Origin of the sequence: Halorubrum sp. 48-1-W (genome assembly GCF_003287355.1) — an archaeon.
In the GTDB taxonomy this organism is placed as follows: domain Archaea; phylum Halobacteriota; class Halobacteria; order Halobacteriales; family Haloferacaceae; genus Halorubrum.
Genome location: NZ_QMIM01000040.1, coordinates 1 through 26,915, shown reverse-complemented (window position 1 = coordinate 26,915; position 26,915 = coordinate 1). Strand labels below are relative to the sequence as shown.

Genomic DNA, 26,915 nt, shown 5'->3' with positions numbered 1-26,915 from the left:
CGACCCGGAGAAGTACACGAAGGGGCTCGGGCTCACGAACTCCTCGTTCCCGGACATCTACGAGGACATCGTCACCATGGGCGCGAACGCGGCCAAGCGCCTGATGGACCGCAAGGGCCTCGAGCCCGACGACATCGGGCGGATCGACGTCGCCACCGAGTCGGCGTTCGACCACTCGAAACCCGTCTCGACGTACATCGCGGGCTGTTTGGAGAAGGTGTACGACGGCGACTTCACGCACGCCAACAAGGGCGAGCGCAAGTTCGCCTGCGTCGCCGGCACGCAGGCCGTCGACGACGCGTACAACTGGATCCGCGCGGGGCGGAACCGCGGCCGGGCGGCGATCGTGGTCGCGACCGACACCGCGCTGTACGCCCGCGGCGACCCCGGCGAGGCGACCCAGGGCGCGGGCGCGGTCGCGATGCTCATCGACGAGGAGCCGAGCCTCGTCGAACTCTCGAACGACCAGGGGTACGGATCGAAGGACGAGACGGACTTCCTGAAGCCGAACCAGCAGTTCCCGAGCGTCGACGGCAAGCGCTCGATGCAGGTGTACCTCTCGCGGATGCGCGAGGCGCTCGAGGACTACGAGTCGGTCGCGGGGAAGATCGCACTCGACGACTTCGCGTACGCCCCCTTCCACACCCCGTTCCCGGGGATGGTCCGGAAGGCGGCCCTGCTCGCGTACCGCCACGTGATCCGCGACACGGAGTACGAGGACGACCTCGCCGGCGAGATCGGCCGCCAGCCCCGCGAGGGCGAGTACGACGACCGCGAGGCCTACGAGGAGGCGATCCGCGAGTACATGGACCAGCTGAAGCGGACGGAGCAGTACCGCACGTGGTACGACGACGTCGTCGAGCCGACGCTCGGGCTCTCCCGCGAGGTCGGCAACTGGTACACCTCGTCGGTCCACGTCGCCCGCGTGAGCGCCCTGCGGGACGCCCTCGAGCGCGACCGCGACTTCGTCGGGGAGACGCTGCTCGTCGCCTCCTACGGCTCCGGCGCGCAGGCGGAGATCCACGCGGAGACGGTCCGCGAGGGCTGGCGCTCCGAGATCGACGCGCTCGACATCGACGAGCAGCTCGCGAGCCGCTACGACCTCACCTGGGAGGAGTACGAGGACGTCCACGACATCCACGAGTACGACAAGGACCTCGACCGCGAGATCGAGGAGTTCACCGCCCCCGAAGGCGAGTTCGTCTTCACCGGCTGGGGTCGGATGAACGAGCGGAAATACGAGTACGTCGAGTAGCCTCCCGGCGAACCGACAGCCTCGCCGTTCTCCGTGAAAACGGCTCACACGACGGCTCTCGAATACGATGGGTTTAAACGACCTTGGGCTGAATTCTCCCCTAATGGTAACCATCTACGACGTGCCGGCGGACGCCCTCATCGAGGCCGTCGCGGCGCGACTCGAGGAGCGGATCGACGAGCCCGACTGGGTGGAGTTCACGAAGAGCGGCGCGGGTCGGGAGCTCCCGCCCGAGCAGGACGACTTCTGGTACGTTCGCTCGGCGAGCCTCCTCCGTAAGGTCGCACAGAACGAGCCGATCGGCATCGAACGGCTCGCCACCGAGTACGGCTCGAAGAAGCGCGGCTCGAACCGCTACGTCGTCCGCCCCGGCGAGCACGAGGGCGGCTCCCGCAAGCTCATTCGCGCGTCCCTTCAGGCGCTCGAGGAGGCGGGGCTCGTCACGACCGCCGCCGGCGAGGGTCGCCGGCTCTCCGACGAGGGCGAGGCGTTCCTCTCGGAGGTCGCGAGCGAGGTCTTCGAGGACCTCGACCGGCCCGAACTCGAACGCTACGCGTAGGTTTTCTCTCCCACTGTTCGTCCACCTGCCGTGAGCCCCCGGCTCGTCGGCGGTAGCGGTGCTCTTCGCGTTGAGCGACGTTGAGCCCCGATCGGCCCCGCCGTCGTGTCGTGTACCGTATCCCGCTATATCAAAACTGAAATCCCGCCACCCTCACGCTCTCCGCTACTTCTCCACCACGTGCTCCCGTCGGCGACCCGTTCGATGGCGTCCGTCGTCGGATCTCACCCGGTGTTCTTCATGCCGGCGGCGATGCCGTTGACGGTGAGCCGAAGGGTCCGCTCCTCCGCCTCGGTCCGGTCGCTCCGGCCGAGCAGGTCGGCCTGGAGCAGGTTGAGCGGGTCGACGTAGGGGTTCCGCCGCTCGAGGCTCTCGGCGAGCCAGTCGCGCCGGATGAGGTCGTCGCGGCCGCTAACCGCGAGTACGAGTTCGCGCCCGCGCTCGTACTCCTCGACGAGTCGGGGGAAGAACCGCTCGCGGAGGTCGTCGTCCGCCAGGTCGGCGTACTCGGCGGCGATCTCCGGCTCCGTCCGGGCGAGCGAGAGCGCGCAGTTGTCGAGCGTCGTCCGGAAGAACGGCCACTCCTCGTACATCTCCCGGAGCGTCGCGAGCCCCGCCTCCTCGTCGACCGCCTCGAGGTAGGCGTCGAGCCCCGAGCCCACCGCGTACCAGCCGGGGAGGATGAGGCGGGTCTGCGTCCACGAGAACACCCACGGGATCGCCCGGAGGTCCTCGACGGTGCGCTCCCCGCTGCGGGAGGCGGGTCGGGAGCCGAGGTTGAGGTCCTCGACGACGCCGATGGGTGTCGCCTGTCCGAAGTAGGAGACGAACCCGTCGGAACTCAACAGGTCGCGGTAGGCCTTCCGGGCCGCCGGCGCCATCGTCTCCATCGCGTCGACCCACTCGTCCGGGACGTTCTCCGTCGGCTCCTCGTTGGCCTCGTGGCGGGCGCGCATCTGTGCGTCGAGCATCTGCTCGAGTTCGCGCTCGGCGATCCGGTGGTTGGCGTACTTCTCGGCAATCGCCTCGCCCTGCTCGGTGAACTTCACCTGGCCGGTGACCGTCTCGTTCGGGAGCGCGAGAAGCGCCTCGTTCATCGGTCCGCCGCCGCGGGAGATGGACCCACCCCGACCGTGGAACAGCCGGAGGGTGACGTCCTCCTCGCGGCAGAAGCTCGCGAGCCGGCGCTGGTTCTTGTAGAGGTCCCAGTTCGCTGCGAGGAAGCCGTTCTCCTTGTTGGAGTCGGAGTAGCCGAGCATTACCTCCTGGACTCCCCTGCGGGTCTCGAGGGCGGTTCCGTACGCCTCGTTCTCGAAGAGCGTCCCGAGGATCCGCTCGGCCCCGTTGAGCGCGGACTCCGTCTCCAGGAGCGGGACGACGTCGAGCCCGCAGTGGTCCGGAAGCGAGACGACGCCGACCTGGTCGGCCAAGAAGAGCACCTCGAGGACGTGGCTCGGCTCCTCCGTCATCGAGATACAGTAGGTGTCGATCGCCTGCGTGCCGTACTCCGCCTGCCAGTCGGCGAGTTCGCGGAAGCGACGGAACACGCGGTCGGTCGTCTCCGAGACGTCGCCGAGAGCGTCGACGTCGACGACGGGGTCGTCCTGGAGTATCGCGTCGGTGAGGAACTCGGCGCGTGCCGTCTCGTCCATCCCGCGGTAGTCGACGCCCTCGATCGCGACCGCCTCGGCGACGGCCTCGGTGTGGTTCTCGCGATGGTCCCGGACGTCGAGCGACGCGAGGACGAACCCGAACGTGTCGACCTGCCTGCGTAGCGGGTCGATGAACGACGTCCGGACCACGTCGTTGCGGTCGAGCGAGAGCGACTCGGCGATGACGTCGAGGTCCGCGAGGAACGCCTCGCCGTCCGGGTAGCCCCCGGGGCGCACGTCGTCGACGCGGTCGAGTCGTTCACGCATCAGCTTCAGCTTCTGGCGGTACGGCTCGTCGGGGTACCGCTCGCGGGCCTCCTCGACCACCGTCGGGAAGCGCTCCGCGTCCGCTGAGAGCGACTCGCGGAGCGGCCCCTCGATGGCGTACCGTTCGCCGTCCTGGCTCAACACGGCCGAGAGCCGCTTACACTGGTCGCGGTACTTTCCGATCGCGACGTCCCGCTGTCGCTCGAGCGTCTCCGCCGTCACCTCCGGCGTGACGAACGGGTTGCCGTCGCGGTCCGACCCGGCCCACGAGCGGAACTCGAAGAGTTTCGGGCAGCCGACGCCCTCGTACTCGCTCGAGATGATCTCCTCGAACTCCTCGTAGGCGTCGCCGACGACGTCGAACAGCGTGTTCTCGAGGTACCACTGGACGTTTCGGGCCTCGTCTCCCGGCTCCGGGCGCCGCTGGCGTACCTGTCTGGTCCCCCACAGGCTCGTCACCTCGGCGGTGACGTCACGCCAGACGGCGTCGCGCTCGCGGTCGGTCATGTCGCGTTCGTCCAGCTCCTCGAGGTGGGTCGCTATCGATCGGAGCTTCGCTTTGACCGTCGCCCGTCGCGCCTCCGTCGGGTGGGCGGTGAACGTCGGCTCGATGAGCACGTCCGAGAGCAGGCTCCGAAGTTCGTCGGCCTCGACGCCGGCCGCGGAGAGCTCCGAGACGGTCGCCTCGAGGGAGTCGTGTAGCGACCCGTCGGCGTCCGCGTTCCTGACGGCGCGGACGCGCTCGCGCTCCTCGGCGAGGTTGATCAGCTCGAAGTACGTCGTGAACGCCCGTGCGACGACGTCCTCGCGTGGCCCGGAGAGGTCATCGATGGTCTCCTCCAGTGCGTCGCGGCTCGACGCGTCGCCTCGACGATACTCGATCGCGGCCGTCCGGAGGTCCTCGACCGTCTCGTAGGCCTCCGTCGAGGTCTGTACAGCGAGGACGTCACCGAGCAGTGCGCCGAGTTCGCGAACGTCCGTCCGCACGCTCCGATTGTGCAACTCCATACCACGCACACTTCGTCGGGTTCCGGTTAAAACCGCCGTCTCGACGAATGTTTGCCTCGGCAGTGAGTGAATATTCGTGACAGTTCGACGGCGGGGGTTCGGCGTGACGGGAGCTCTCCCCCATCGAACCGGCGCGAGCCGTCGGGTTCGTCACCCTTTTTACCGATCCACCCCGAACCGATCGATATGAGCATGTCCGACAAGTACCCGGCCGAGTCCGGGCGGCGGCGCTTCGTCAAGGGCGTCGTCGGAGGGGCGGCCCTCGCGGGGGTCGGTGCGGCGGGGTCGGTGACGGTGAACACCCTGACGACGGCCGGCGGCGTCGGCGGCGGACAGACCACCGCGATGACGATCGCCCTGGTGACCGGCCCGGCCCCGCGGGGCCTCCCGCAGATTCCGGTTCGCGTCACCGACGACGGCTATATCGAGGGGATCTGGCCGGAGGTCCAGACCGTCGAGCAGAACGGTATCGAAGTCGAGGTCGCCCAAGAGCAGCTCGGCGGACGCACGTACTCCGGCGCGTGGTTCCAGTACTGCGGCGTCGAGTCACAGGAGAACGTCGCTCCGAACTTCGAGTCGGACAACCTCTTCCGGGCGAGCCCGGGCGCGTACGACTGGCAGGACGACACCTACGATTCGGGCGACCAGATCCACATCGACGACTTCGACGACTACGACTCCTGGGGCAACGGCGTCGGCAACGACGGCGTCGGGAAGCCCGCTGCGGTGACGTGGCGCTCCGAGGACGCCGACTCGACGCTCAACGCGACCGTCATCCGCTCGACGCGGATCGAGGAGGCCGCCCAACAGAACGAGTGGATCGAGGCGTCGACCGACCAGGGGTTCATGGCGTACCTCAACGTCTGTACTCACTTCTGTTGTATCCCCGGCTACAAACAGCTCGAGGAGTCCGCCCGGTACGGCGTCGACGACGGCACCTACTGCGTCTGTCACCAGTCCGGGTACGACCCGTTCACGCTCGAACAGGCGCTGTTCGTCGCCCGCCCGCGTCCGGACGACTGATCGCGTCGGCGCGACGGCCGCCTCCGGCTCGCGGCGCGACGGCCGCCTCCGGCTCGCGGCGCGACGGCCGCCCCCGGTTCATCTCTCACCGATCCACCGTTTCCGACGCACCACGGGTTCCGATCCGTCCCCCTTTCCGACCGACACATCGTCACGTGCCGACTCGGAGCGCGGCGCTTTTCCCTCGTTCGGCCGAACTCCACCCATGAGCGACGACCAGCGATCGGCGGAAAACGAGGCGAGCAGTGACGAATTCGCGGCCGAACTCGAGCGAGCTCGGGATCTGCTCGACGACGACGGGATCGAGGCGATCCACGTCGGCGTCGTTCGCGATGGCGAGGTGGACACCACGTTCGCCCAGCGAACCGCCGACGATCCCGAATCCGAGGGACTGCGCGCGCTCGCGCTCCTCGCGGCACACGTCCAACTCGTCGCCGACGAGGCCGGCGTCGAGGCGTCGACCGTCGCCGGCGACGCCGCGACGCTCGCGGGACGGGTCGAACGGATCCCGGCCAGAACCGAGGACCTCCCGGAGGAGTAGCGTCCCCGCTACCGGTCCTCGGACGCCCGCGACTCCGCCGTTCGGGACGGATCCGAATCCTCTCGGGACGGATCTGGACTCTCCCGGGACGGCTCGGGGTCTTCGTCGTCTCCGACGCGGATCCGGTGGAGCTGGTGGGTCACGCCGGCGAGCGCGACGAACAGCACCGCGAGGTTGAACACTGCGAGCGCGATCGGCTGGTACGCGGGATCGAGCCACGTCCGGATCGCCCGCCCCGTCTGGCTGTAGAAGCTCCAGCCCGCGATCAACGCGAGCAACACCAGCGCAGCGAGGCCGACTCGGTCGAGCAGTCCGCGGAGGTCGTCCGAGGAGAGCCGGGAGAGCCGCGATCGGCCCTCCTCGGCCGGTTCGGGGTCGTCCTCCGCGGTGCCCCCGTCCGTGGCGGCACCTCCGTCCGTCTCGGGGTGGTTCGTCGAAGCGGTCGTCGGGGCAGTCTCCGTTTCGTTCGGGGTGTCGGTCATGGCGTCGATATCTCGTAGGGTGGTCGATCGGTCACGGTTCGTCTCGGTTTCCGTCTGTCGGCGGTCGCGAGCGGGATCGCCGGTGGGGGTGCCGGCCCGATCGCGAGTGGCGTCGTCGGAACCGTCCCCCGAGCCCTCTGTGGGTGCGTCGTTCATGACGCCCTCCGTGCGAGAAGCGCCACTGCGAGGAGTCCGACGAGCGCGGCGAGGGGCCCGAACCCGGGCGTCGAGTCGTCGGTCCCGTCCTCCCGGTCGGACGCGCCGTCCCCGCGTTCGTCCGCTGCGTCGTCGCCGGCACCACGGTCGAAGTCCTCGATCTCGAAGGAGACGTCCCGGACCGTCTCGTTCGCGGTGATCGTCTCCTGGGGATCGAGGTTGGCGACGCCCTGCGTCTCGTCGATCAGCACGTCGTCGTCGAAGAGCGCGGCGTCGACGTAGTAGTTGTACCCGTCCGGGGCCTCGAGCGTCGTCGTCACGGTGTCGGTGCGTCCCGGACGCACCGAGCCGACCGTCTCGGTCGCCTCGTCGGCGATCACGTTGGAGTCGGCCTGCCGGAGCAGTAGCCGGAGGTCGATCGCGTCGGAGGCCTCGTCGCCGCGGTTCGTGACGGACACGGAGACCGACAGCGTCGCCGTCTCCTCGGTCGTCCCGGTCACGCTCACGGCGACGGTGGGCCAGACGTTCCCGTCGGTGAACCCGACCGAGGAGTCCGCGTACGCCGGCGTGAGCGCCGAGACGCCGGCGACCCGCGTGGTGTGTTGGCTACGCCGCTCGCCGTCGGCGTAGACGACCGTCTCGAGGCGATACCCGCCCTCGCGTTCGACGTCGAGGCTACCGTTCACCGTCGTCTCTCCCTCGCGGTCGACGTCGCCGACGTCGACGACCGTCTCGTCGACGAGCAGCCCCGAGTCCGCGTCGATCGCGCGGTGACGAACCGTGACGTTCTCGACGGTCGACCCGCGATGTCGGAGGTCAACGAGGAGGTCGAGCGTCGCCGTCTCCCCCCGTATCTCGCCGGGGGCGACGACGACGTCCGCGAGGTCGATCTGTCCAGGCCGGTCCGTCTCCGCTCGCGGGTCGTCGACGGCGTCGGGGACCGCGACGATCCCCACCGCGCCCGCGAGCACGACCGCGGCGGCGATCGCCAGGAGGGTAGTTCTCGTGTCCATACGCCGCGATCCGCTCCCGGGTGTAAGTGTCTTGTCCGGCGAAACACCCTCGCGGTATCCGCGAGGGATCTGAAGTCGTGGTCCGGTCCGGGCTCACAGCGTTCGATAGCGTCCGCGGGACTCCGACAGCTCCCCTCGACGGGTCAGCTTCTCCAAGAGGTCGCGTGCGGCCTCGGCGGGGACGCCGTGGTCTGTCGCGTACGCGACGATCCCCTCCTCGGTCGGTTCCGCCGCCTCGCTCACCGCGTCCCGGACGACCTCCTCGCGCGAGCGCGTCGAACCGACGCTCCCCTCGGCGCGCGCGCCGGCGTCGAACACCGCGTCGGCGTCGAGACCCGACGCCTCGAGGTACTCCCGGTCGTCCACCCCCGCGTCCTCGACGGCGCGTTCGAGCTCCGCGACGTGGTCGACGTCCGCGAAGGCGTCGCCCTCGCTACGCTTTTTCGCGAGTAAGGCCGCGCGCGCCTCGCGGGCCGCCTCGCGGTCCTCGGATTCGAAGAACCGCTTGAGCTTCGCGGTTCGGTGGGTCGTTTCACATCGCGAGCAGCGGGCCGTCTCGCTCGCTCGGGGGTCGCGAACCAGCCAGAGGTTTCCGCATCGGGTACAGCCGACGACCGCGTACATGTCCGCGCGTTCGCCGTCCCGCCGTTTGAACCCTCGGCTCCCGACGTCGGACTCGCAATGGGGACGTGTCGGATCAGCTCCCGCGGCCCGCGCCGTCGTCGTCCGAGGCACCGTCCGCGTCGTCCACGTCGTCCGAATCGGACGCCTCGTCCGCGTCGTCGGGCACCGATATCAGGTTCTCCCGGCCGAGCCGGAGCTTCTCGACCCGTCCCTCGTCGGCCATCGCTGAGAGGAGCTGGGAGACCTTCGCGTCCGACCATCCCGTCTCCGCGACGATGTCCGCCTGGCGCATCCGTCCGCCGTTCCGGTCGAGTAAGCGCTCGACGCGCTCCTCGTCGGAGAGCAGCGAGAGGTCCTCCTCGGGCTCGTCGTCCGCTCCGCCCGGCTCGTCACCGCGTTCGTCCCCGGCGTCCCCGGCTGTGCCGGCCGCTGCCGCCCCGGCCGTACCCCCCGGTCCGTTCGGCCCGTCGGCCGACGTCGCATCCCCGTCGGAGCCGAACCGACGGTACCCGACGAGTCCCCCGGCGATGACGACGGCGGCGAGCACGATTGCGCCCGCCAACAGCGTCCACGGTGGCGCCTCCTCGGTCGGCGAGGGCGTCGACGTCGGCGAATACACGACCGCGACGCGGTCGTCGTCGCTGAACACCCGCGGTCCCTCGATGACGACGGCGTTGTCCTGGAGAGTCACGCTCGCGCCCGGCGTCCCCGAGACGGAGTACCCCTCGGGCGTGGTCACTTCGATCGTCTGGTCGGACTCGAGCGACCGGAGCCAAGTCTCGTTGTTCGTGGTCGTCAGCGCGTCCCCCAACACGAGGTCCTCGCCGTCCTCCGCGAGGAAGTCCGTCCAGACGAAAGTCAACCGCAGCTCCCCGACCGCAGCGACGTCCCCGGATCCGACGCTCCCGTCCGACCCGCTTTCATCGACGGTGTCCTCCCCGTCGGCGTCGTCCGCCGTTTCGGGGTCCTCGATGACGACGTATTCGCGTTCGACGCTCTCCACGGACATCTCACGACCGGTGCTCCGGCTCGCCTCGTCGGCGAACCGCTCGAACAGTGCGGGCGACGGTCCCACCTCCCCGTCGACGAACCGCTCCCCGACGGTCTCGAACGAGTCGGTCCGGTTCGAGTCGGCGAACTCGTATCGTACGACCACCTCCCACCGCGCGTCACGGTTCGACCGCAAGTCGATCCGTATCCGCGTCTCACCCGTCGGTACGGCTGTTCCATCGACCTGGGGTGACGGGGCGGTTCCTATCGAACTCGACCGTATCGAATCCGCCGACGACGGGTGGGTGGAGGGGGCGGTCTCCCCGACTGCGAGTCCCGCTCCGGCCACGAGGGCAACGGCAAGGAACGCGACGAGGAGAACGCGAATCGCGGGGTTCCGCATGTACTTCGGTGGCACTCGGGCCCCGGGCAAAACGCTTTCTATACTCCAGTTCACCGACCGTGAAAACCCGCTATCGCGGTGATATCTACGTCTACGGCGGTGGCTCCCGTATTGCTGGTGTCAACCCCGCCCGGCTGTACCTCGTTGTCGTCCGTCGCCGTTGTCCGGCTCCGCCCGCCGCCGAGTTGGGTGGGTTTTTCACCCTTGGCACGGAAGCGGGCGACGATGAGAGCCCTCTCGGTCTTCCTCGCCGTCCTCCTCCTCGCCTCGTCGGTCGTCGCGGGGATCGACCCCGCGACCGCCGACGTCCGGGCCCCCGAAACGTCGACCGTCGAGCATACGTCGCCCTCGACGGGATCACTGGCGGGATCGCCCGGGTCGGGTGCGGACTCGCCCGGGTCGGTTCCCGACCCGATCGGGCAGGGAACGGTCTCGATCGGGCAGGGAGCGGACCCGACTTCTACGCACGGCGAGAACCTCACGTTCCGCGTGTTGTCGACGCCACCGGACGTCGAACCGCGGCTCGCGAGCCACCGCCGGGGGATCAACCTCGGGACCTCCCTCGGACTCGCGGTCGGCGACTCGGACGCCGCTCTCCGGACGGAAACGGTGGTACAGCGCATCGAAGACGCCGAAACCAACGCCGAGCGGCAACGACGGATCCTCGCTGCGATAAACGAGGTGGAACAGGGCGAGGTGAGCCTTGACAGCCGGCAGACGGCGGCGATGAACGCGCACGCGTCGGGAGAGCTGACCGACCGTGAACTCCTCGACGAACTGCTCCGGGTCGCGGCACTCGCCCGCGAGTACGACCGTCGGCTCGACACGCTCGACGAGCTCGCCGAGGAGACGGACGGGTTCAGCACGCCCGACCGCGTCAGCACGATCCAGGTCCAACTACAAGTGTACGACGGCCCCGTTCGAGACGTCGCACTCGAGACCGTTCGCGGCGATCGGCCTGGAACGGAGATCCACGTCCGATCGAGTCCGGACGCGCTGGCCCTCGCGACGATCGTCGACGGCCAGTACGTGCGGGAGTCCCTCCGGCGGGACCGGTGGGACCGCGGCGGCGACGACCTCGACAGCGAGACCGCAATAAACGCGACGATCGCGAGCTACCCGGAGACGACCGACCTTCGCGAGGCGGACGCGCTCGGCGCGGGTGCACTCCAGCGGATCACCGTCGATCACGACTTCGGCACCCTCCGGACGTTCGTCAGCGGCGGAACCGAGCGGGTGTTCCTCGAACACCAACGGATGGACCTCGCAACGTTCCCCGACGCCGAACCCGTCTCGACGACCGAGGACGGGTTCAACGTCACCGTCAACCGAACGTACCCCGGCGGACCGGTGACGGTCACGGTCCTCGATGCGGACGCGGGCGACCCGATCGAGGGGGTCACCGTGACGAAGAGCGCCGGCGGCACCCCGAGCGAGACCATCGGGAGCACCGACGAGGACGGCGTGGTCAGAACGCTCTCGCCGGCCGACCCGTATCGGATCACCGTCGTGGACGAGCCACGAGTCGCCGTCATCGACGATATCGATCCCATCGAGACGCCGCGGATAACGGACGACGTCGCGGACGGAAACGGGACCGACGACGGAGGCTAACCGCGACGACGACGGAGGCTAACCGCGACGACCCCATCCGACCACGACGGGCGGGTGACCGCGACGAGGACGTACGACGCACCGGTCCCTGCGGAGACACCCGTCCGCGATCCTTTGTCCGCGATCCTTTTTATCCGATGACGAACCAGACGGCCCGTGCCGTCCCGAGATCCATCACCCGTGTCGACCACGTCGACCACGCCGGCCACACCGACCACGTCGACCACGCCGGCCACACCGACTACGTCGACCACGCCGGCCACACCGACCACGTTACGTACGCCGCCCGTACCGCACTCGACGCGTGCGATCGCGCCCCTGGCCGGGCTGTTACTCGTCGCAATGACGATCCTCCTCGCGGTCGGCGTCACGGCGGCGACGACGCTCGGTCCGCCCGCCGATCCGGCCCCGACCGCGACGATATCGATGGACGTCGAGGGGGATCGGGTCACGCTCTCACACGACGGCGGCGACCCGATCGCCGTCGACGAGCTATCGGTCCGGGTCAGCGTGAACGGCGAGCCGCTGGCGCGGCAGCCGCCGGTCCCGTTCTTCTCGGCGGCCGGGTTCAGACCCGGCCCGACCGGCGCGTTCAACGCAGCGAACGAGGGCGAGTGGGTCGTCGGCGGCTCCGCCTCGTTCCGGGTCGCCGGAACGAACGACCCGTCGATAGAGCCCGGCGACCGGGTCGAGCTTCGGCTCGTCGTTCGTGAGCAACCGATCGCGACGCTGGAGGCGACGGCACGTCCGGGCTGAGCGGGGGTTCGGGACGCCCGAACCCGAGGCGGTTCACTCCCCGTCCTCCGGAACCCGTGCGACGGTCGTGATCGCCCGCGGGCTCCGCGGGGTCGCGCGCTGGATGTGGTGTTCGAACTCCTCGTAGCCCGCTGCTTCGAACATCCGGTCGGCCTCGTCCTCGTCGTAAAACAGCATGATCGCGTCGGCGACCCGCTGGAGGACCCGGTTGTGCGGGTAGTCGGGACCGACGACGAGCACCTGTCCCCCCGGCTTCGCGACGCGGCGGAGCTCCCTGAGCCCCTCGACGGGGTTCGGCCAGTACTCGATCGAGCCGGACGACCAGACCACGTCGAAGGTCCCGTCGCGGAAGGGGAGCCGTTCCGCGTCGCCGCGGTAGAAGTTGACCCGATCGCGTTTCCCGAACTTCTCGAAGGCCTTCTCCATCTGGTGGACGCTCTGGTCGAGCCCGTGGACGTCCTCCGCGTGCTGTAGGAGTCCCTCCGTGCCGAACCCGGTCCCACAGCCGACGTCGAGCACGCGGTCGTCCTCGCCGAACTCCAGCCACGAGAGCGCCTCCGTCCGCATCTCCTCGGTCCAATTGAACCGGTTGACCCGGTCGTACACCTTCGAGAGGTACTTGTAGAACAGTCGGGCGTTCGACTTGTCCTCGAGGATCCCCATTGCCCGATCCTTGGGGAGCCGAACGCATAACGACACGGATCCGGCCCGACCGTACCGACACGGATCCGGCCCGACCGTACCGACGCGGATCCGGCCCGACCGTACCGACGCGGATCCGACGAGGCCGTCGACGCCCGCCCACTGCCGGTTCCGGTTCCGACCGTCTTATCCGACGACGGCCCGTTCGACTGCCATGAACCCGACGACGACCGGCCGGTTTCGGGTCCACGACCGTCGTCCGCGACCCCTCGACGGCGGCGACGGACCCGCGGAGTTCGTCCTCGTCGAACTGCCCGAGGAGACGGTCGACCCGACCGATCCGGACGCGACGGAGGCGTACGACCCGTTGTACGCGACCGCCACCGGCTACGAGGGAGAACTCGCCGAGCGTGTCGAAACGCTCGATCCCGGGGCCGTCGTCGACGCGACGCTCGCGTGGGACGACGGTACCGCGCGGTTCGCCGAGGTGACGACCGTCCGGGAGGACCGGTTCCGGTTCGCCGACGAGATCGACGGGATGTTCGAGGCGGCCGTCGACTTGTGGCGAGCGATCCGCGCCGAGGGGGAAGCGGTGGGGTCGGTCACGACACGATCGACCGACGGCGACCCGAACGGCGCGCTCTACCTGTTCGCCGACGGTCCCGGGACCGACACGTTCGCGGAACTTCGATCCGCCCGGATCCCCGTGGAACCGCTCGTGGCTCGGGTCGACGAGACCCGGGCGGACGACGGCCCCCGCGAGGTGTTCGTGCTTCGGCCGGCAGGCCACGACTTCGTCGCCGTCTACGTCGTCTTCGAGCGCGACGGGGTGCTCGCGCGCACGGTTCGGGACACCTACGGGCTCGGCGACGGGTTGGCCACGGGACTGGAGTCGGCCGGCGTCGACAGGATCGAGACGGCCGATCGCGGGCGAACGGAGCCGGAGGGGAACGGCACGCCGAACGAACCCGATGGAGACGGAGGGACCGGTGGAGAGGCCGAACCCGATGGGGACGGGGAGAGGGACGCGCGAGACGACGAAGGAACCTCTGGGTTCGACCTCACCGACCGGTTGTGAGCGCCCGATTCACAGCCAGTCGGCGTCCGGATCGACGCGGCCGTCCGGGACCTCGCCGTTGAAGACGGCAACGACGTCGTCAGCGGCGCTCCGATTCAACTCCTCGCGGGCGTCCTCGCTGTACCAGGCGGCGTGTGGCGTGACGACCGTGTCGTCGCGGCCGACGAGCGGGTCGTCCGTGGGCGGTTCTGCCGTCAGGACGTCGAGGCCCACAGCCTTGATCGTCCCCGACTCCAGCGCCTCCAGCAGCGCGTCGGCGTCGATCACGGGGCCGCGTCCGACGTTGACCACGACGGAGTGGGACGATAGCCGGGAGAGCGCGTCGGCGTCGACGAGCCCACGGGTCGACTCGGTCAGCGGGGTGTACACCGCGACGTGGTCGCTCCGGTCGAACAGCGTCTCGAACGCGACCTTCTCGACGTCGTGGTCGTCCATCAGGTCGCCGTCGACGAACGGGTCGTACGCGAGGAGCTCCGCGCCGAACCCCGAGAGCTGCTCCGCAGCCCGCCTCGCGATGGGGCCGAACGAGAGCAGGCCGATCGTGGACTCGCTCACCCGGCGGACCGGGCGTCCCTCCTCCCACGTCCAGCGGCCGTCGGCGACCGCGTCGTCGTACGCCGTCACGGACCGGAGACAGGCGAAGAGCAGCGAGAGGGAGTGGGTGGCCACCTCGTCGGTACAGTACTCCGGTACCCGCGTCACTTGAACGCCGGCGTCGGCCGCGGCGGCGACGTCGACGTTGTCGACGCCGACCGCGGCGCGGACGATCACCTCGAGTTCGTCCCCGAGCGCGTCTATCGCCTCGGCGGTCACCGGCGTGTCGACGTCGACCACGACCGCGTCGAACCCCGCACCGACCTCGAGCAGTCGCTCCGTCGACCCGAGGTCCGCGACCTCGATCTCGACCGGCTCGTCGACGGCGTCCCGAAACCGTTCCCGGTACGTCTCCGGGTCGATCATCGAAAACGCCGAGAGAAGCACTCGCTTCATACGTTCGAATGGATCGAGGCCGTCTTAGTCCCGTTGGCTTCGAGGGTATCCCGTCTCCCCCGACCGGTTCCGCTCGCTCGGGACCCGACGGGCGAGCACGTTCCGACGGCTCTTTGCGGGTGTGGTCGCTACGAGGACGCGTGAGCGACGATACGACGGACAAACCCCCGATGCTCGTGCTGCTCGAGTCGCTGGCGTTCTACCGGAACGTCCGCGTCGGGCTCGCCGTCGGGGTCTCGGTGGCGTTCCTGTTATACCTCACGCGCACGCTGGAACTCCTTGGGCCGATCGCGGAGGTCCGCGAGTACCCGGTGGTCGGTCCCGACGTGTGGTTCGCGCTGTTAGCGTTCGTGTTCGCGGCCACGTCCGCGCTTCTAGTCGCGATAGCGCTCACCGTGTTCGAGGCGGTACGCGGAGCCCGGTCGGTCGGACGCGAGGGGCGGAGTTAATCGGCCGTACAGGAGGCGTCCCGGTCCCCGCTCGTGAACTCCTGGGCGGGCTCGGTGAGTTTGTAGAGGTTCTGCCGGGCGTCAGCGAAGTAGACGTCCTCGTCGACGACGTCGATCCCCTCGAGCCGTTCGAGGGCGTAGCGGACGGTCCTGGCGGACAGCATCGATTCCTGAACGATCCCTTTCTGTGTCAGCGGTCCGTTGTATTCGAGTACCTTGAAGACGAGTTTGGCGCTCGGCGGGAGGTCGTCGAGACCCTCCGTTTGGGTTCTAGCCATCGCTACGAATCGAAACCACACACAGGCATAAATGTTGATGCCTAACACCCGATATTGGGCGACATACCAGTAATTATTGCTTGTTCCCCGGACGGATACCGGTTATATATGCCGCAAACCCGCCGATGGACTGACCAGTCAGTCAGGGTTCGAACCTCGCGCGCACCCCCCACAGCGGCTGGCCCGATCGGGTGGATAGCGCTCGGAACGATCCGGTCGGATGACCGTCCGATAAAAATATCTGTAGTGTGATAGGTGTTCGACGTTATCGGGGACGGGGCGGATCACGGAGGTACGAGGCGGAACGGGACACGAATGGCACGGGACGTGAGTGGATCGAACGCGAGACGCCGGGACGTGCGCGGATCGAACGCGGGATCGTCCGACCCCGCTCGTGCGCGATGCGGGCGGAACGAACGCGTGATGCGGGCGGAACGAACGGTTTTTCACGGGCGATGGCGGATCCGTAGGTATGAGCGACGAATCGGGAGTTTCCGGGCACACCCGGAGCGTGGTCGTCACCACGATCTGCTGTCTCGCGGGGATCGCCGCGGGCGTGGTGTCGGCCGTCTACGTCGGGACCGACCCCGCCGACGCCGCCGACACGATGGCGCTGGTCGTGTTTGGCGCGTTCGTGTTCCTCCAGTACCCGGTGTACAGCGTCTTCGGCGTCGACATCGCCGACTTCGGCGTCAAGGACAACTTCTACGTGGCGTTCATGACGTTCACGCTGTGGTTCATCAGCTACACGGTGCTTCTCACCTCGGCGGTGACCTTCTGAGATGGCCGACGACAGCATCGCGGTCGTGGACCTGGATCGGTGCCAGCCCGACCGGTGTAACTACGAGTGTGCGAACTACTGTCCGCCGAACCGCACCGGCAAGGAGTGTATCACCGAGCGCGGCGAGGACGCGGACGAGGGCGACCCCGACCAGATCCGGATCTCCGAGGAGATCTGTCTCGGCGAGACCTGCGGTATCTGCGTCGAGAAGTGCCCGTTCGACGCGATCGAGATCATCAACCTCCCCTCCGAGCTGTCGGAGGACCCCGTCCACCGGTACGGCGAGAACGCGTTCGCGCTGTACGGGCTCCCGACCCCCGAGCCCGGAAACGTCACCGGCATTCTGGGACCCAACGGGATCGGGAAGTCGACGGCGGTCCACGCGCTCGCGGGCGAGCGCGTCCCGAACCTCGGTGACTACGAGACGGCCCCGGAGTGGGAACGGGTCCTCGACCGCTTCCGCGGCACCGGCCTCCAGAACTACCTCGCCGCGCTCGAGGCCGGTGACGTCACCGTCGCCCGGAAGCCCCAGTACGTCGATCAGATCCCCAAGCAGTTCGACGGCAACACCCGTGACCTCCTGGAGCGCACCGACGAGCGCGGCGCGCTCGACGACCTCATCGATCGGCTCAACATCCGGCCGGTGATGGACCAGGACATCGACTCGATCTCCGGCGGCGAGCTCCAGCGCGTCGCGATCGCTGCGTGTCTGGCGCGCGACGCCGACTTCTACTTCCTCGACGAGATCACCCCGTACCTCGACATCGGACAGCGAATGGTCGCGGCACGGCTCATCGAGGAGCTGGCGAACGACGGCGACGCCGAGCGGTCGATGCTCGTGGTCGAACACGACCTCGCGATCCTCGACCTGCTGGCCGACACGCTCCACGTCGCGTACGGGGAGCCGGGCGCGTACGGGGTCATCACGGACCCGAAGTCGGTCCGCAACGGGATCAACGAGTACCTCAAGGGGTACCTCGAGAACGAGAACATGCGGATCCGTCCCTCCGCTATCACCTTCGAGGAACACGCTCCGCGCGTCTCCTCGAAAGGGACGCCGATCGTGGAGTACCCGGACCTCACGAAGTCCTACGGCGCGGGCGAGTTCGAACTCCACGTCGAGGGCGGGGCGATCCGCGAAGGCGAGGTGCTCGGGATCGTCGGCCCGAACGGGATCGGGAAGTCGACGCTCGCGAAGCTGTTCGCGGGGTCGTTGGAGCCCGACGCCGGTGTCCTCGACTTCGAGCTCGACATCGCGTACAAGCCGCAGTACATCGAGATCGACCAGCCGATGCGGGTCGACGCGTTCCTCTCGTCGATCACCGACGAGTTCGGTAGCTCCTACTGGAACACGGAGGTCGCCGGCCCGCTCCAGCTCGACCGGATCATGGAACAGGACCTCACGGACCTCTCGGGCGGCGAGCGACAGCGCGTCGCGATCGCGGCGTGTCTCTCGGAGGACGCCGACCTCTACCTGCTCGACGAGCCCTCGGCACACCTGGACGTCGAACAGCGCGTGCGCGCGACGACCGCGATCCGGCGGTACGCGGAGAACCACGACGCGACCGTGATGGTGATCGACCACGACATCTACATGATCGACCTGCTGGCCGACCGCCTGATGGTGTTCGACGGCGAGCCGGCCGAGCGCGGTCGCGCGACCCGCCCACAGGAGATGCGCGCGGGGATGAACGACTTCCTCGCCGACCTCGACATCACGTTCCGACGCGACGAACGGACGGGCCGCCCGCGGATCAACAAGCCGGACTCACAGAAGGACCGCCAGCAGAAACGGGACGGCGAGTACTACTACGCTCCCTGAGGCGGGTCGTCGCTCCGTCGGGTCAGATCTCGTCGTCGACGCCGACCACCAGCACGGGGACCGAACCACCGCGTTGAACCCGGGTCGGGAGCGGTTCGGGACGGACGAGCCGGTCGAGCCCGGTGCGACGGGCCGAGCCGAGGACGACGAGGTCGACGTCGTGTGCGTCGGCGAAACCGAGCACCTCCTCGTGGGCGGTGCCGTACCGGAACCGCTTTTCGACGTCGACGCCGCGCTCCCGACCACGGGCCTCCGCGGCCTCGACGGCGGCTTCGCCCTCGCGCTCGTGACGCTCGACGACCACGTCCCACGCCTCGGTCGTGTCGACGACGTACAGCGCGTCGACCGTCGCGTCGTGTGCGGACGCGAGGTCGATCCCCGCCTCGACCGCCGCCTCGCCGGTCTCGGTACCGTCGGTGACGACGAGCACGCGTTCGAAGAGGCCGACAGCAGGGGCGGTCGGGTCAGCGTCGGCGGTCGGCTCGTCGGCGGGGGAGGGACCGCTCACACGGTCGTCGGCGTCGCGGTCGTCGGCGTCGCGGTCGTCATCGGCCGCGCCGAGCCCCGTTCCCTCGGGGGTCCGGACGGTCGGCTCTGCTCCGTGACGGTTCGTGTCGGGGTCGATGTCTGCTGACATGGTCGGTCGTCGACGAGCCGTCCGATGGACGCCCGTCTTCTCTACCCTTTGTTACAAATCCGAACCACTTAACAATTTTCGACAGGATAGACGATTATCATTATCTATCCCGATTCGGTACCTGATAGATGATTATACACGGACGATCTCTGATCACACATCTAGTACTGGTTGGGTTTCTGAACTGCGTTATCCGTGACACCCGGGATCGGCCGTTCGAACGGGCCGGGTGGTCGAGGACGCGCTACCGGATCGTCCGGACCGAAGCGATTAAGCGATGAACCCGCCAACCCGGAGGCATGCAACACCTCATCGTCCGCGGTGACCCCGGCATCCGTCGGGACGCGATCATCGAGTACGAGGGCGAGGAGCTGGTCTGTTTCGGGATCAGCACGCAGGGCGGGTGGCACGGCCCCGACGAGCCGCAGCTCTGGTGTACCGTGGGCACCCCCGACGAGCGCGAGGCCTACGAGAAGCGCGAGTACGTCCCTCACTGGCTCGACGTCGACACCGTCGACGCCGAGGCGCTCGACGTGATCAAAGCGAAGGGCGACCTGTCCGTCTGACCGAAACGACCGTCTCCGGCCGCTTTCGCGGCTTTTCTCCCCTGTTTCCGACCTCACACCGGCGGGTCCGCGAGCCACGCCTCGATCGCGCCGGCCATCGCGCCGCGCCGGTGTATCTCGCCGTGCTCGGGGTCGACGACCGTGCTCTCGGCTCCCCCGGTCTCGCCGCCGTCGATCACCACGTCGACCCGGTCGCGCACCCGCTCGTCGAGGTCGGAGACGCGCGTGACGCTCCCGCCTCCGGAAACGTTCGCGCTGGTGGCGGTGAGCGGTCCCGCCTCCTCCAAGAGTGCGCGGGCGATCGGGTGGTCGGGGACGCGCACGCCGACCCGGTCGCGGCCGCCGGTCAGCGCGCCGGGAACCGACGGGTCCCGTTCGACGACGACCGTCACCGGACCCGGGAGGAACGCCCGCATGAACGCGAGCGCGAGCGCGGTCGGTCGGGTGTGTGCTAGCGCGTCGTCGACGCTCGCGACGCCGAGCGAGAGCGGGTCGTCGCGGTCGCGCCCCTTGGTCTCGAACACCCGTTCGACCGCGCTCGCGTCGAGGGCGTCGCCCCCGAGCCCGTACACCGTCTCGGTCGGGTAGACGACGAGTCCGCCGGACGCGACCGCGCCCACGGCCCGTCGCAGGGAGTCGCGATCGACACCGGCTGGCCCGTCGTCATCGAGTCGTCGGTTCTCGGCGTCGCGTCGGCGATCTTCGGCGCCCGTGTCGGCGTCGTCGGTCACGAGACGACGTAGGCGACGGGAGCGAAAAAGGATAGCGGGTCGGATCGAGCCGGGCACACCTCCCCGGGACCGTTCGGGGCCTCCTCGGTCGAAGCGGTACGGGTCCTCACTGGAGGAGGTCGTCGATCGCCGCCTCGACCGCGTCGTAGTCGGGGAACGAGGGATGCTCGCTGCCGACCCAGGCGTACCGGACGACCCGGTCGGCGTCGAGCAGGAAGACGGCCGGACGCGCCTCCGTGATACCCTCCATCCCGTCGATGTCGTGGGCGACGCCGTACGTCTCGACGACCGACGCGCTCGGGTCCGAGAAGACTCGGACGCCGTCGCCGCGTTCGGCGAGCAAGTCCTTGTGCTCGTACGGCGAGGAGATCGAGACGCCGTACACGGGGAGTGCGTCGGCCCATCCGCGGTCGTCGATCTCGTTGTAAACGTACGTCGCCTGGAACGCGCCGTCCATCGGGTGGAAGACCAGAAGCGTCGGCCCGTCGACGACGGTCGAGAGCGAGCGGTCCTCCCAGAACTCCTCGCCGACGAGCGGCCGGGTGAACTCGGGGGCGGTCTCGCCCGCCGTCACGTGGTCCGTCTCGGGGAGTTCGACGACGTCGAACGCCGGCATCACGCACCCGCCCCCTCGTTTCCGTACGTGCCTTCGAGGTACTCGACGATGTTGGCGCTCTCGGACATGGTCACGCCCGTCTCACGGTCGACGAGCGCCGGAACGCTCCGCGCGCCGGAGACGCGCTTGACGACGTTCCGCTCGGAGTGCATCGGCTCGACGTACCGGGACCGGTAGTCGATCCCGAGGCGGTCGAGCGTTCGCACGACACGCTCGCAGTACGGGCACGCCTGGAGCCGGTACAGGGTGATCTGTGGATCCGTCATGCGTCCCGTTTCGGCCGCGGAAGGGGTAACCGTGTCGCCCGCGACACGACGGCTCGTTCTGCGGCGACACGACGGCTCACTCCGTCGCGACACGACGGCTCGACTCCCGCCTCGCCACGGTCGGGACCGTGCGGGTCGAAGGTAACCCTTTAACTGCGTGCCGCCGGAAGTGGAACGAGAATGGGCTTGTCGTCGACCGTACTGACAGCCGGCCTGCTACAGTTGCCGGTGCCGGGACAGACCACCGTGACCCTCCTCGGGGTCCTCGCGATCATCGTGTTGATCGCCCTCTCGGGGTTCTTCTCCTCCTCGGAGATCGCGATGTTCTCGCTGCCGCAACACCGGGTCGACAGCCTCGTCGATGAGGGTGTTCCCGGGGCGAGGACGATCCGTAGCCTGAAAGAGAACCCGCACCGGCTGTTGGTGACCATCCTCGTCGGAAACAACATCGTCAACGTGGCGATGACGTCCATCGCGACCGCGCTCTTCGGGATCTACCTCTCGCGTGGGCAGTCCGTCCTGGCGACGACGTTCGGCATCACCGCGCTGGTGTTGGTCTTCGGCGAGAGCGCGCCGAAGTCCTACGCCGTCGAGAACACCGAGTCGTGGGCGCTCAAGATCGCCCGTCCGTTGAAGCTCTCGGAGTACGCGCTGTACCCGCTCGTCGTCTTCTTCGACCGCATCGTTCAGGCGATCAACGCGGTCATCGGTGGCTCGGCGGCCATCGAATCGACGTACGTCACGCGCGACGAGATCCAGGACATCATCGAGACGGGCGAACAGGAGGGCGTCATCGAGGAGGAGGAACGCGAGATGCTCGACCGGATCTTCCGGTTCAACAACACCATCGCCAAGGAGGTGATGACCCCCCGACTCGACGTCACCGCGGTCTCGAAGGAGGCCACCGTCGAGGAGGCTATCCAGACGTGCGTCCACGCCGACCACGAGCGCGTCCCGGTCTACGACAGCAACCTCGACAACATCGTCGGCATCATCAGCGTCCGCGATCTGGTCCGCGAGCTCAACTACTCGGAGGGGGAACCCTCCCTGGAGCGGGTCGTCAAACCCACCCTCCACGTCCCCGAGTCGAAGAACGCCGACGACCTGTTGGAGGAGATGCAGGACAACCGCCTCCAGATGGTGATCGTGATAGACGAGTTCGGAACCACGGAGGGGATCATCACCCTGGAGGACATGGTCGAGGAGATCGTCGGCGACATCCTGGAGGGCGACGAGCCCGAGCCGATCGAGTTCATCGAGGAGAACGTCGCAGTCGTCCAGGGGGAGGTCAACATCGACGAGGTCAACGAGATGCTCGGCATCGACCTCCCCGAGGGTGAGGAGTTCGAGACGCTCGCGGGGTTCGTGTTCAACCGCGCGGGCCGGCTCGTCGAGGAGGGCGAACAGATCGAGTTCGACGGCGTCCGGATCCGCATCGAACGCGTCGACAACACCCGGATCATGAAGGCGCGGGTCACCGTCCTCGACGAAGCCGGGGCGGTCCCCGGGGAATCCGCCGAGTCCGACCCGGAGGGGCTCCCGGCCGACGAGCCGGAGTGACCGGTTCGTCGACAAACCTACACCGCGTACGCTCGCGCGGCCGAGACGAGCGCCTTCCGGTACGCGCTCTCCGTGGGATCGGGCCCCAACTCCAGGAACCGCCGTTTGAACCCGTCGACGTCGACGTTCCCAGCGTCGCTCCCGGCGGCACGTGCGAGGTCGTACAGTCGGTGGCTCGGCTCCGCGAGGCCGTGGCGCTCGACCAACGCCAGCGCGAACGCCGCGTTCACCGCGGTGATCTCGGGGTCCGCCCCGGCGGTCACCGGCGGCGACCCGGCCCGGTTCGGGTCCGGCCGGTCCGCGACGGCGGCCGCCAGCGTCGACTCGAGGAAGCCGACCAGCTTGTCGGCGGGCGCGACGGAGAGCGTGATGTCGTCGGCGTAGATGTCCTTCATGTGGTTCGCGATCTGATAACAGTGCGCGAGTTTCCGTCGTTCGACGGTCTCGCCGGCGAGCCCGAGGTACAGCGCCTCCTCGGTCGACTGGACGTGTGAGGCGTGGCCCTCCTCGTAGCGGGCCATGTGTGAGAGCTCGTGGACCGCCAACTCGCGGGCCATCGCGCTGGTGGCGGCGCGTCGGGAGACGTTGAGGACGTGGTGGTCGGCGTAGTGGCCGGCCCACGTCCGCTCGTCGGGGTCGTCCCGAACCTTGACGTAGACGGGATCCTCGAGCGAGAACTCGGTTTCGAACAGGTCGGCAGCGCCGAGAAACGGGTCGGGGGGTACGTCCCCCTGTACGCGGAGATCCATGCCTACCGTTACCACGACGTGAGGTGGTAAATCGCTTGCGGCGCCCGCGTTCTCCCCGTAGCGTCCACGCTTATGTTTCCGCCTGCCGTCCTCGCGAGCATGAACGCGTACGCGGCCTACGCCGACGGGATTCGCGTGGTCGACGTCGACACCGGTCGGGTCACGACCCGCCTCGACGGGCGTCGCGTGGAGTGTGTGGCGGTCCACCGCGAGGTCCCCGAGCGCGTGTTCGCGGGGACGTTCGACGCCGGGTTGTTCCGTTCCGTCGACGCGGGCGAGCCGTTCGAGCGGATCGCTCCGGACACGCTGGGCCCCGGCGGGACCGGCCCGGACGCGGTCACCGCGCTCGCGACGAGCCCGCACGACCCGGCGGTGGCCTGGGTCGGAACCGAACCCTCACGGCTGTACCGGACCGCGGACGGCGGCGAGTCGATCGAGCGCGTCGTCGGGCTGCCCGACGTTCACTCCGCGTCGGAGTGGTCGTTCCCGCCGCGTCCCGACACCCATCACGTCCGGTGGATCGAGGCCTGTCCCGACGACCCGGACCGGTGGTACGTCGGGATCGAGGCCGGAGCGCTCGTCGTCACCCCCGACGGCGGCGAGACGTGGACCGATCGCCCCCCGGGATCGCGCCGGGACACCCACACGATCGCGACCCACCCGGACGCCCCGGACCGGGTGTACGTCGCCGCGGGGGACGGCTACGCCGAGAGCGACGACCGGGGACGCTCCTTCGAGGTCGCGGAGAGCGGTCTCGATCACGGATACGTCTGGGGACTCGCCGTCGATCCCGGCGACCCCGGTCGCGTCCTCGTCAGCGCCGCGAGCGGCGCGAACGACGCCCACCGGCGGGGCGAGGCCTACCTGTATCGGCGACGGGTCGACGGAGACGGGGGCGCGGGGGACGCGGGAGCCGACGGGAAGGGGATGGACGGGGACGGACCGGGACGGACGGCGACCTGGGAACGGCTCGACGACCGGGGGGTTCCGACCGGCGAGGGGACCTACCGGGCGGTCCTGGCGTCGGGGACCGAGCGGGGAGAACTCTGGGCGCTCACCGACCGCGGCCTCTTTCGGACGACGGACGGGGGCGACCGGTTCGAGCGGGTCCCGGTCGACCTCCCCGAAGCGGTCCCGCGGGCGCTCGCAGTCGCCTGACTTCGAACGAGTGCGTCCGTCGCCGCGCTACTCCCGGACCGCGCCGACGACGAGGTAGACGAACGGCGTGTCGAGGACGGCGATCGCCAGCTTGAGGAGGTACTGGCCGACGATCAGCGCCCCGACCACTCCGAGCGGGAGCGCGTCCCCGGCCCCGAGGAGGGTCGGCGCGACGAGGAACGCGACCGACACGAAGATCACGGTGTCGATCGCCTGGCTCGTCGCCGTCGACGCGAGGTTCCGAAGCCAGAGGTTCTTCGCTCCCGTCCGGTCGCGGATCGCGTGGAAGAGCACGACGTCGACGTTCTGGCTGACGACGTACGCCAGCAGGCTCCCGGCGACGACGTTGGTCGTCGGCCCGAGCGCGGTCCCGAAGGCGGCGGAAACTTCGGGGTCGACGCCCGGCGCGGCGAGCGTCGACCACACCAGTGCGAGCACGACGAAGTTCATCGCGAATCCCACGTTGACGACGACCTGGGCCGTCCGGCGGCCGTACAGCTCGGCCAGACAGTCGGACGCGAAGAAGGTGACGGCGTACGCGAGCGCCGCGCCGGGGAGGAGGACCTCCGGACCGACGACCGGGAGCGCGACGGGTAGCGGGAGCGCGAGCACCTTCGCAGCGGTGACCTGCGCGGTGGCGAGCGCGGTGACGAAGAGCGCCACGAGCCCTACCACGGCCACCGCCGGCCGGGAGAGCGGGTCGACCGCGAAGAGTCGCTCGGTTCCCGGATCGGCGGATCGGTTACTCATCCGCGTCACCGTCGTCCTCCAGCCGGCCGTGGCGCGCGTCGATCTCGTCGAGCGTGTCGAGCGTCTTGCGGATCGACGCCCGGACCGCGTCGCTCCGGTTCACGAACTTCCCGTCCTCGCCGACGTGCTCGTCGAGGTCCGCCAACAGCTCCCCGGGTATCTCGACGCTTATCTTGGGCATACTCGAGTATTCTATAGAGAATATATATAACGCTGACGAGCGCGCAGTCACCCCGTGACCCCGGCACCCGGGGGTCGTTCACGTCCCGGCGTGTGAGCCGTCGACACGCCCGCCACGGAGCGAAGCCCTTATGATCGAACGCGGGAAAGTGAGCGGTAACTCGCTGGTACGGACGTCCAGCGGGCACTCGCCGCCGGGTGGCGTTCGGTCTCCGAACGCTCGCCCGGGACGAGACGACATGTGGCCGGGTTCCGGCCGAATCGCAAGCGTCCGTGGACGAAATCATGGCACGAAGCTTCTACTCGCACATCAAGGACGCATGGCGGTCCCCCAAGGAGGGGAAACTCGCGGAACTCCAGTGGCAGCGCAAACAGGAGTGGCGCGACCAGGGCGCTATCGAGCGGGTCGATCGCCCCACCCGACTCGACAAGGCCCGCGAACTGGGCTACAAGGCGAAACAGGGCGTTATCGTCGCCCGCGTGAGCGTCCGCAAGGGCGGCTCGCGCAAGCAGCGTCACAAGGCCGGCCGTCGCTCGAAGCGGCAGGGCGTCAACCGGCTCTCGCGGCGCAAGTCGATCCAGCGCATTGCCGAGGAGCGCGCCTCCCGGAAGTACCGCAACCTGCGCGTGCTCAACTCCTACTGGGTCGGCGAGGACGGCTCCCAGAAGTGGCACGAAGTGATCCTGGTCGATCCCGCCCACCCCGCGATCGAGAACGACGACGACCTCAACTGGATCTGCTCGGACGACCACCGGGGTCGGGCGTTCCGCGGGCTCACCTCCGCCGGCACCAAGGGCCGCGGCCAGCGCAAACGCGGCAAGGGAACCGAGAAGACCCGCCCGTCGGTCACCGGCAACGACCGTCAGGGCAAGTAGGACGACGCGGACCGCTCCGCGTCCGACACGATCGACTTCTCCCGTTTATTCATCGGACAGTGGCGACGCTCGGCGGTCAGTGTCCCGATCCGATACGACGGTCGTCCCGATCCGGTGCGGTGGCGCGTTCCGGTGAGCGCCCGGAGGGCGCGAACCGCCCGCGAGGGAGTTGCGAGCGCTTGAAAAGCGCGAGCAACGAGGCTGGGGAGGCGTGAGGTGCGGGGCTGTGCGGTGCGGGGCGGTCGGGTGGGACTCAAAGGGGCAGTCGCGAGGAGGCCGTAGGCGACACAAGCACCACAACGAGGGAGCGATAGCGACCGAGTGAGGAGCGCAGTGAGCGTACAGCCTCCTCGCGACTGGGGCTTTGGAGGTGTTCTCTCTCATCAACTTACGGAAACTCAAGGAGAAAGCCCCGGGCTTTAGCGCGGGGATGAATCCGACAA

29 protein-coding genes are annotated in these 26,915 nt (G+C 68.7%); 14 read left to right on the top strand and 15 right to left on the bottom strand.

Annotated elements, in window-relative coordinates; translation table 11 throughout:
* A partial coding sequence (hmgB, locus tag DQW50_RS15915) for a hydroxymethylglutaryl-CoA synthase (RefSeq protein ID WP_112080243.1) occupies nucleotides 1-1,255 on the top strand: 1,255 nt, incomplete at its 5' end.
* A gap of 103 nt (nucleotides 1,256-1,358) precedes the next feature.
* Entirely contained in the window at nucleotides 1,359-1,814 is a 456-nt protein-coding gene (locus tag DQW50_RS15910; protein ID WP_112080242.1) for a 30S ribosomal protein S19e, read from the top strand.
* Nucleotides 1,815-2,038: 224 nt separating this feature from the next.
* Here the strand turns inward: DQW50_RS15910 and ppc are convergent, their stop codons facing one another.
* Complete coding sequence (gene ppc, locus DQW50_RS15905) at nucleotides 2,039-4,741, bottom strand: phosphoenolpyruvate carboxylase (protein WP_112080241.1); 2,703 nt, start codon at nucleotides 4,739-4,741, stop codon at nucleotides 2,039-2,041.
* Nucleotides 4,742-4,927: 186 nt separating this feature from the next.
* Between ppc and DQW50_RS15900 the strand changes: the two genes are divergently transcribed.
* Both DQW50_RS15900 and DQW50_RS15895 read left to right on the top strand, forming a co-directional pair.
* The gene (locus DQW50_RS15900) at nucleotides 4,928-5,764 is read left to right on the top strand and encodes a ubiquinol-cytochrome c reductase iron-sulfur subunit (RefSeq protein WP_112080240.1); all 837 of its coding nucleotides are present in this window, start codon (nucleotides 4,928-4,930) and stop codon (nucleotides 5,762-5,764) included.
* Between the two features lie 205 nt (nucleotides 5,765-5,969).
* Nucleotides 5,970-6,305 carry a hypothetical protein gene (locus tag DQW50_RS15895; RefSeq protein ID WP_112080239.1) on the top strand — a complete coding sequence of 112 codons (336 nt, stop codon included), beginning with the start codon at nucleotides 5,970-5,972 and terminating at the stop codon, nucleotides 6,303-6,305.
* Between the two features lie 8 nt (nucleotides 6,306-6,313).
* Here the strand turns inward: DQW50_RS15895 and DQW50_RS15890 are convergent, their stop codons facing one another.
* The 4 genes from DQW50_RS15890 to DQW50_RS15875 form a co-directional block, all read right to left on the bottom strand.
* Nucleotides 6,314-6,943, bottom strand: coding sequence for a hypothetical protein (locus DQW50_RS15890; protein WP_241964462.1), 630 nt, complete (start codon nucleotides 6,941-6,943; stop codon nucleotides 6,314-6,316).
* Nucleotides 6,940-7,956: a PGF-CTERM sorting domain-containing protein gene (locus DQW50_RS15885; protein WP_112080238.1), complete on the bottom strand. Its 1,017-nt coding sequence runs from the start codon at nucleotides 7,954-7,956 to the stop codon at nucleotides 6,940-6,942. Before DQW50_RS15885 ends, DQW50_RS15890 begins: the two co-directional genes overlap by 4 nt.
* 93 nt (nucleotides 7,957-8,049) lie before the next feature.
* On the bottom strand, nucleotides 8,050-8,580 hold the full coding sequence (locus DQW50_RS15880; RefSeq protein WP_112080237.1) for a DUF5817 domain-containing protein: 531 nt from the start codon (nucleotides 8,578-8,580) through the stop codon (nucleotides 8,050-8,052).
* A 73-nt stretch (nucleotides 8,581-8,653) separates the two neighbouring features.
* The gene (locus tag DQW50_RS15875) at nucleotides 8,654-9,973 is read right to left on the bottom strand and encodes a hypothetical protein (RefSeq protein WP_241964461.1); all 1,320 of its coding nucleotides are present in this window, start codon (nucleotides 9,971-9,973) and stop codon (nucleotides 8,654-8,656) included.
* 225 nt (nucleotides 9,974-10,198) lie between these two features.
* Here DQW50_RS15875 and DQW50_RS15870 point away from each other — a divergent pair, with 225 nt between their 5' ends.
* Both DQW50_RS15870 and DQW50_RS15865 read left to right on the top strand, forming a co-directional pair.
* The gene (locus tag DQW50_RS15870) at nucleotides 10,199-11,587 is read left to right on the top strand and encodes a hypothetical protein (RefSeq protein ID WP_112080236.1); all 1,389 of its coding nucleotides are present in this window, start codon (nucleotides 10,199-10,201) and stop codon (nucleotides 11,585-11,587) included.
* Nucleotides 11,588-11,896: 309 nt separating this feature from the next.
* Entirely contained in the window at nucleotides 11,897-12,343 is a 447-nt protein-coding gene (locus DQW50_RS15865; RefSeq protein WP_112080247.1) for a type IV pilin N-terminal domain-containing protein, read from the top strand.
* Between the two features lie 33 nt (nucleotides 12,344-12,376).
* Here DQW50_RS15865 and DQW50_RS15860 read toward each other — a convergent pair whose 3' ends face one another.
* On the bottom strand, nucleotides 12,377-13,006 hold the full coding sequence (locus DQW50_RS15860) for a methyltransferase domain-containing protein (protein ID WP_112080235.1): 630 nt from the start codon (nucleotides 13,004-13,006) through the stop codon (nucleotides 12,377-12,379).
* A gap of 193 nt (nucleotides 13,007-13,199) precedes the next feature.
* Here DQW50_RS15860 and DQW50_RS15855 point away from each other — a divergent pair, with 193 nt between their 5' ends.
* Nucleotides 13,200-14,063, top strand: a complete 864-nt coding sequence (locus DQW50_RS15855; protein ID WP_112080234.1) for a DUF6663 family protein — start codon at nucleotides 13,200-13,202, stop codon at nucleotides 14,061-14,063.
* A 9-nt stretch (nucleotides 14,064-14,072) separates the two neighbouring features.
* Here the strand turns inward: DQW50_RS15855 and DQW50_RS15850 are convergent, their stop codons facing one another.
* Nucleotides 14,073-15,053, bottom strand: a complete 981-nt coding sequence (locus tag DQW50_RS15850) for an NAD(P)-dependent oxidoreductase (protein WP_112080233.1) — start codon at nucleotides 15,051-15,053, stop codon at nucleotides 14,073-14,075.
* A gap of 170 nt (nucleotides 15,054-15,223) precedes the next feature.
* Here DQW50_RS15850 and DQW50_RS15845 point away from each other — a divergent pair, with 170 nt between their 5' ends.
* Nucleotides 15,224-15,502, top strand: a complete 279-nt coding sequence (locus DQW50_RS15845; protein ID WP_112080246.1) for a hypothetical protein — start codon at nucleotides 15,224-15,226, stop codon at nucleotides 15,500-15,502.
* Here the strand turns inward: DQW50_RS15845 and DQW50_RS15840 are convergent.
* A complete protein-coding gene (locus DQW50_RS15840) occupies nucleotides 15,499-15,780 on the bottom strand; it encodes a helix-turn-helix domain-containing protein (protein WP_112080232.1) in 282 nt (93 codons plus the stop codon). The genes DQW50_RS15845 and DQW50_RS15840 overlap by 4 nt on opposite strands.
* 472 nt (nucleotides 15,781-16,252) lie before the next feature.
* Between DQW50_RS15840 and DQW50_RS15835 the strand changes: the two genes are divergently transcribed.
* Entirely contained in the window at nucleotides 16,253-16,561 is a 309-nt protein-coding gene (locus DQW50_RS15835) for a hypothetical protein (RefSeq protein ID WP_112080231.1), read from the top strand.
* 1 nt (nucleotide 16,562) lies between these two features.
* Nucleotides 16,563-18,383, top strand: coding sequence for a ribosome biogenesis/translation initiation ATPase RLI (locus DQW50_RS15830; protein WP_112080230.1), 1,821 nt, complete (start codon nucleotides 16,563-16,565; stop codon nucleotides 18,381-18,383).
* A 22-nt stretch (nucleotides 18,384-18,405) separates the two neighbouring features.
* Here the strand turns inward: DQW50_RS15830 and DQW50_RS15825 are convergent, their stop codons facing one another.
* Nucleotides 18,406-19,020, bottom strand: coding sequence for a universal stress protein (locus tag DQW50_RS15825; RefSeq protein ID WP_112080229.1), 615 nt, complete (start codon nucleotides 19,018-19,020; stop codon nucleotides 18,406-18,408).
* A gap of 299 nt (nucleotides 19,021-19,319) precedes the next feature.
* Between DQW50_RS15825 and DQW50_RS15820 the strand changes: the two genes are divergently transcribed.
* A complete protein-coding gene (locus DQW50_RS15820; protein ID WP_112080228.1) occupies nucleotides 19,320-19,586 on the top strand; it encodes an HAH_0734 family protein in 267 nt (88 codons plus the stop codon).
* Nucleotides 19,587-19,639: 53 nt separating this feature from the next.
* On the opposite strand, the gene DQW50_RS15815 is transcribed toward DQW50_RS15820, so the two are convergent.
* From DQW50_RS15815 to DQW50_RS15805, 3 genes are all read right to left on the bottom strand, one after another.
* Entirely contained in the window at nucleotides 19,640-20,218 is a 579-nt protein-coding gene (locus tag DQW50_RS15815; protein ID WP_241964463.1) for an L-threonylcarbamoyladenylate synthase, read from the bottom strand.
* 205 nt (nucleotides 20,219-20,423) lie between these two features.
* The gene (locus DQW50_RS15810; RefSeq protein WP_112080226.1) at nucleotides 20,424-20,933 is read right to left on the bottom strand and encodes a redoxin domain-containing protein; all 510 of its coding nucleotides are present in this window, start codon (nucleotides 20,931-20,933) and stop codon (nucleotides 20,424-20,426) included.
* The gene (locus DQW50_RS15805) at nucleotides 20,933-21,199 is read right to left on the bottom strand and encodes a glutaredoxin (RefSeq protein WP_112080225.1); all 267 of its coding nucleotides are present in this window, start codon (nucleotides 21,197-21,199) and stop codon (nucleotides 20,933-20,935) included. Before DQW50_RS15805 ends, DQW50_RS15810 begins: the two co-directional genes overlap by 1 nt.
* Nucleotides 21,200-21,379: 180 nt before the next feature.
* Between DQW50_RS15805 and DQW50_RS15800 the strand changes: the two genes are divergently transcribed.
* Nucleotides 21,380-22,759 (top strand): hemolysin family protein, encoded by a 1,380-nt coding sequence (locus DQW50_RS15800; RefSeq protein ID WP_112080224.1) that lies wholly within the window; start codon nucleotides 21,380-21,382, stop codon nucleotides 22,757-22,759.
* 17 nt (nucleotides 22,760-22,776) lie between these two features.
* Here the strand turns inward: DQW50_RS15800 and DQW50_RS15795 are convergent, their stop codons facing one another.
* The gene (locus tag DQW50_RS15795; protein ID WP_112080223.1) at nucleotides 22,777-23,508 is read right to left on the bottom strand and encodes a DUF5781 family protein; all 732 of its coding nucleotides are present in this window, start codon (nucleotides 23,506-23,508) and stop codon (nucleotides 22,777-22,779) included.
* Nucleotides 23,509-23,607: 99 nt separating this feature from the next.
* Between DQW50_RS15795 and DQW50_RS15790 the strand changes: the two genes are divergently transcribed.
* On the top strand, nucleotides 23,608-24,666 hold the full coding sequence (locus DQW50_RS15790) for a hypothetical protein (RefSeq protein ID WP_112080222.1): 1,059 nt from the start codon (nucleotides 23,608-23,610) through the stop codon (nucleotides 24,664-24,666).
* A 27-nt stretch (nucleotides 24,667-24,693) separates the two neighbouring features.
* Here DQW50_RS15790 and DQW50_RS15785 read toward each other — a convergent pair whose 3' ends face one another.
* Together DQW50_RS15785 and DQW50_RS15780 are read right to left on the bottom strand one after the other, a co-directional pair.
* Nucleotides 24,694-25,416 (bottom strand): queuosine precursor transporter, encoded by a 723-nt coding sequence (locus DQW50_RS15785; protein ID WP_112080245.1) that lies wholly within the window; start codon nucleotides 25,414-25,416, stop codon nucleotides 24,694-24,696.
* Nucleotides 25,409-25,597, bottom strand: coding sequence for a type II toxin-antitoxin system ParD family antitoxin (locus tag DQW50_RS15780; RefSeq protein ID WP_112080221.1), 189 nt, complete (start codon nucleotides 25,595-25,597; stop codon nucleotides 25,409-25,411). Before DQW50_RS15780 ends, DQW50_RS15785 begins: the two co-directional genes overlap by 8 nt.
* Nucleotides 25,598-25,881: 284 nt before the next feature.
* On the opposite strand from DQW50_RS15780, the gene DQW50_RS15775 reads away from it, so the two are divergent.
* Entirely contained in the window at nucleotides 25,882-26,472 is a 591-nt protein-coding gene (locus DQW50_RS15775) for a 50S ribosomal protein L15e (protein ID WP_112080244.1), read from the top strand.
* The last annotated feature ends 443 nt before the right edge of the window (nucleotides 26,473-26,915 follow it).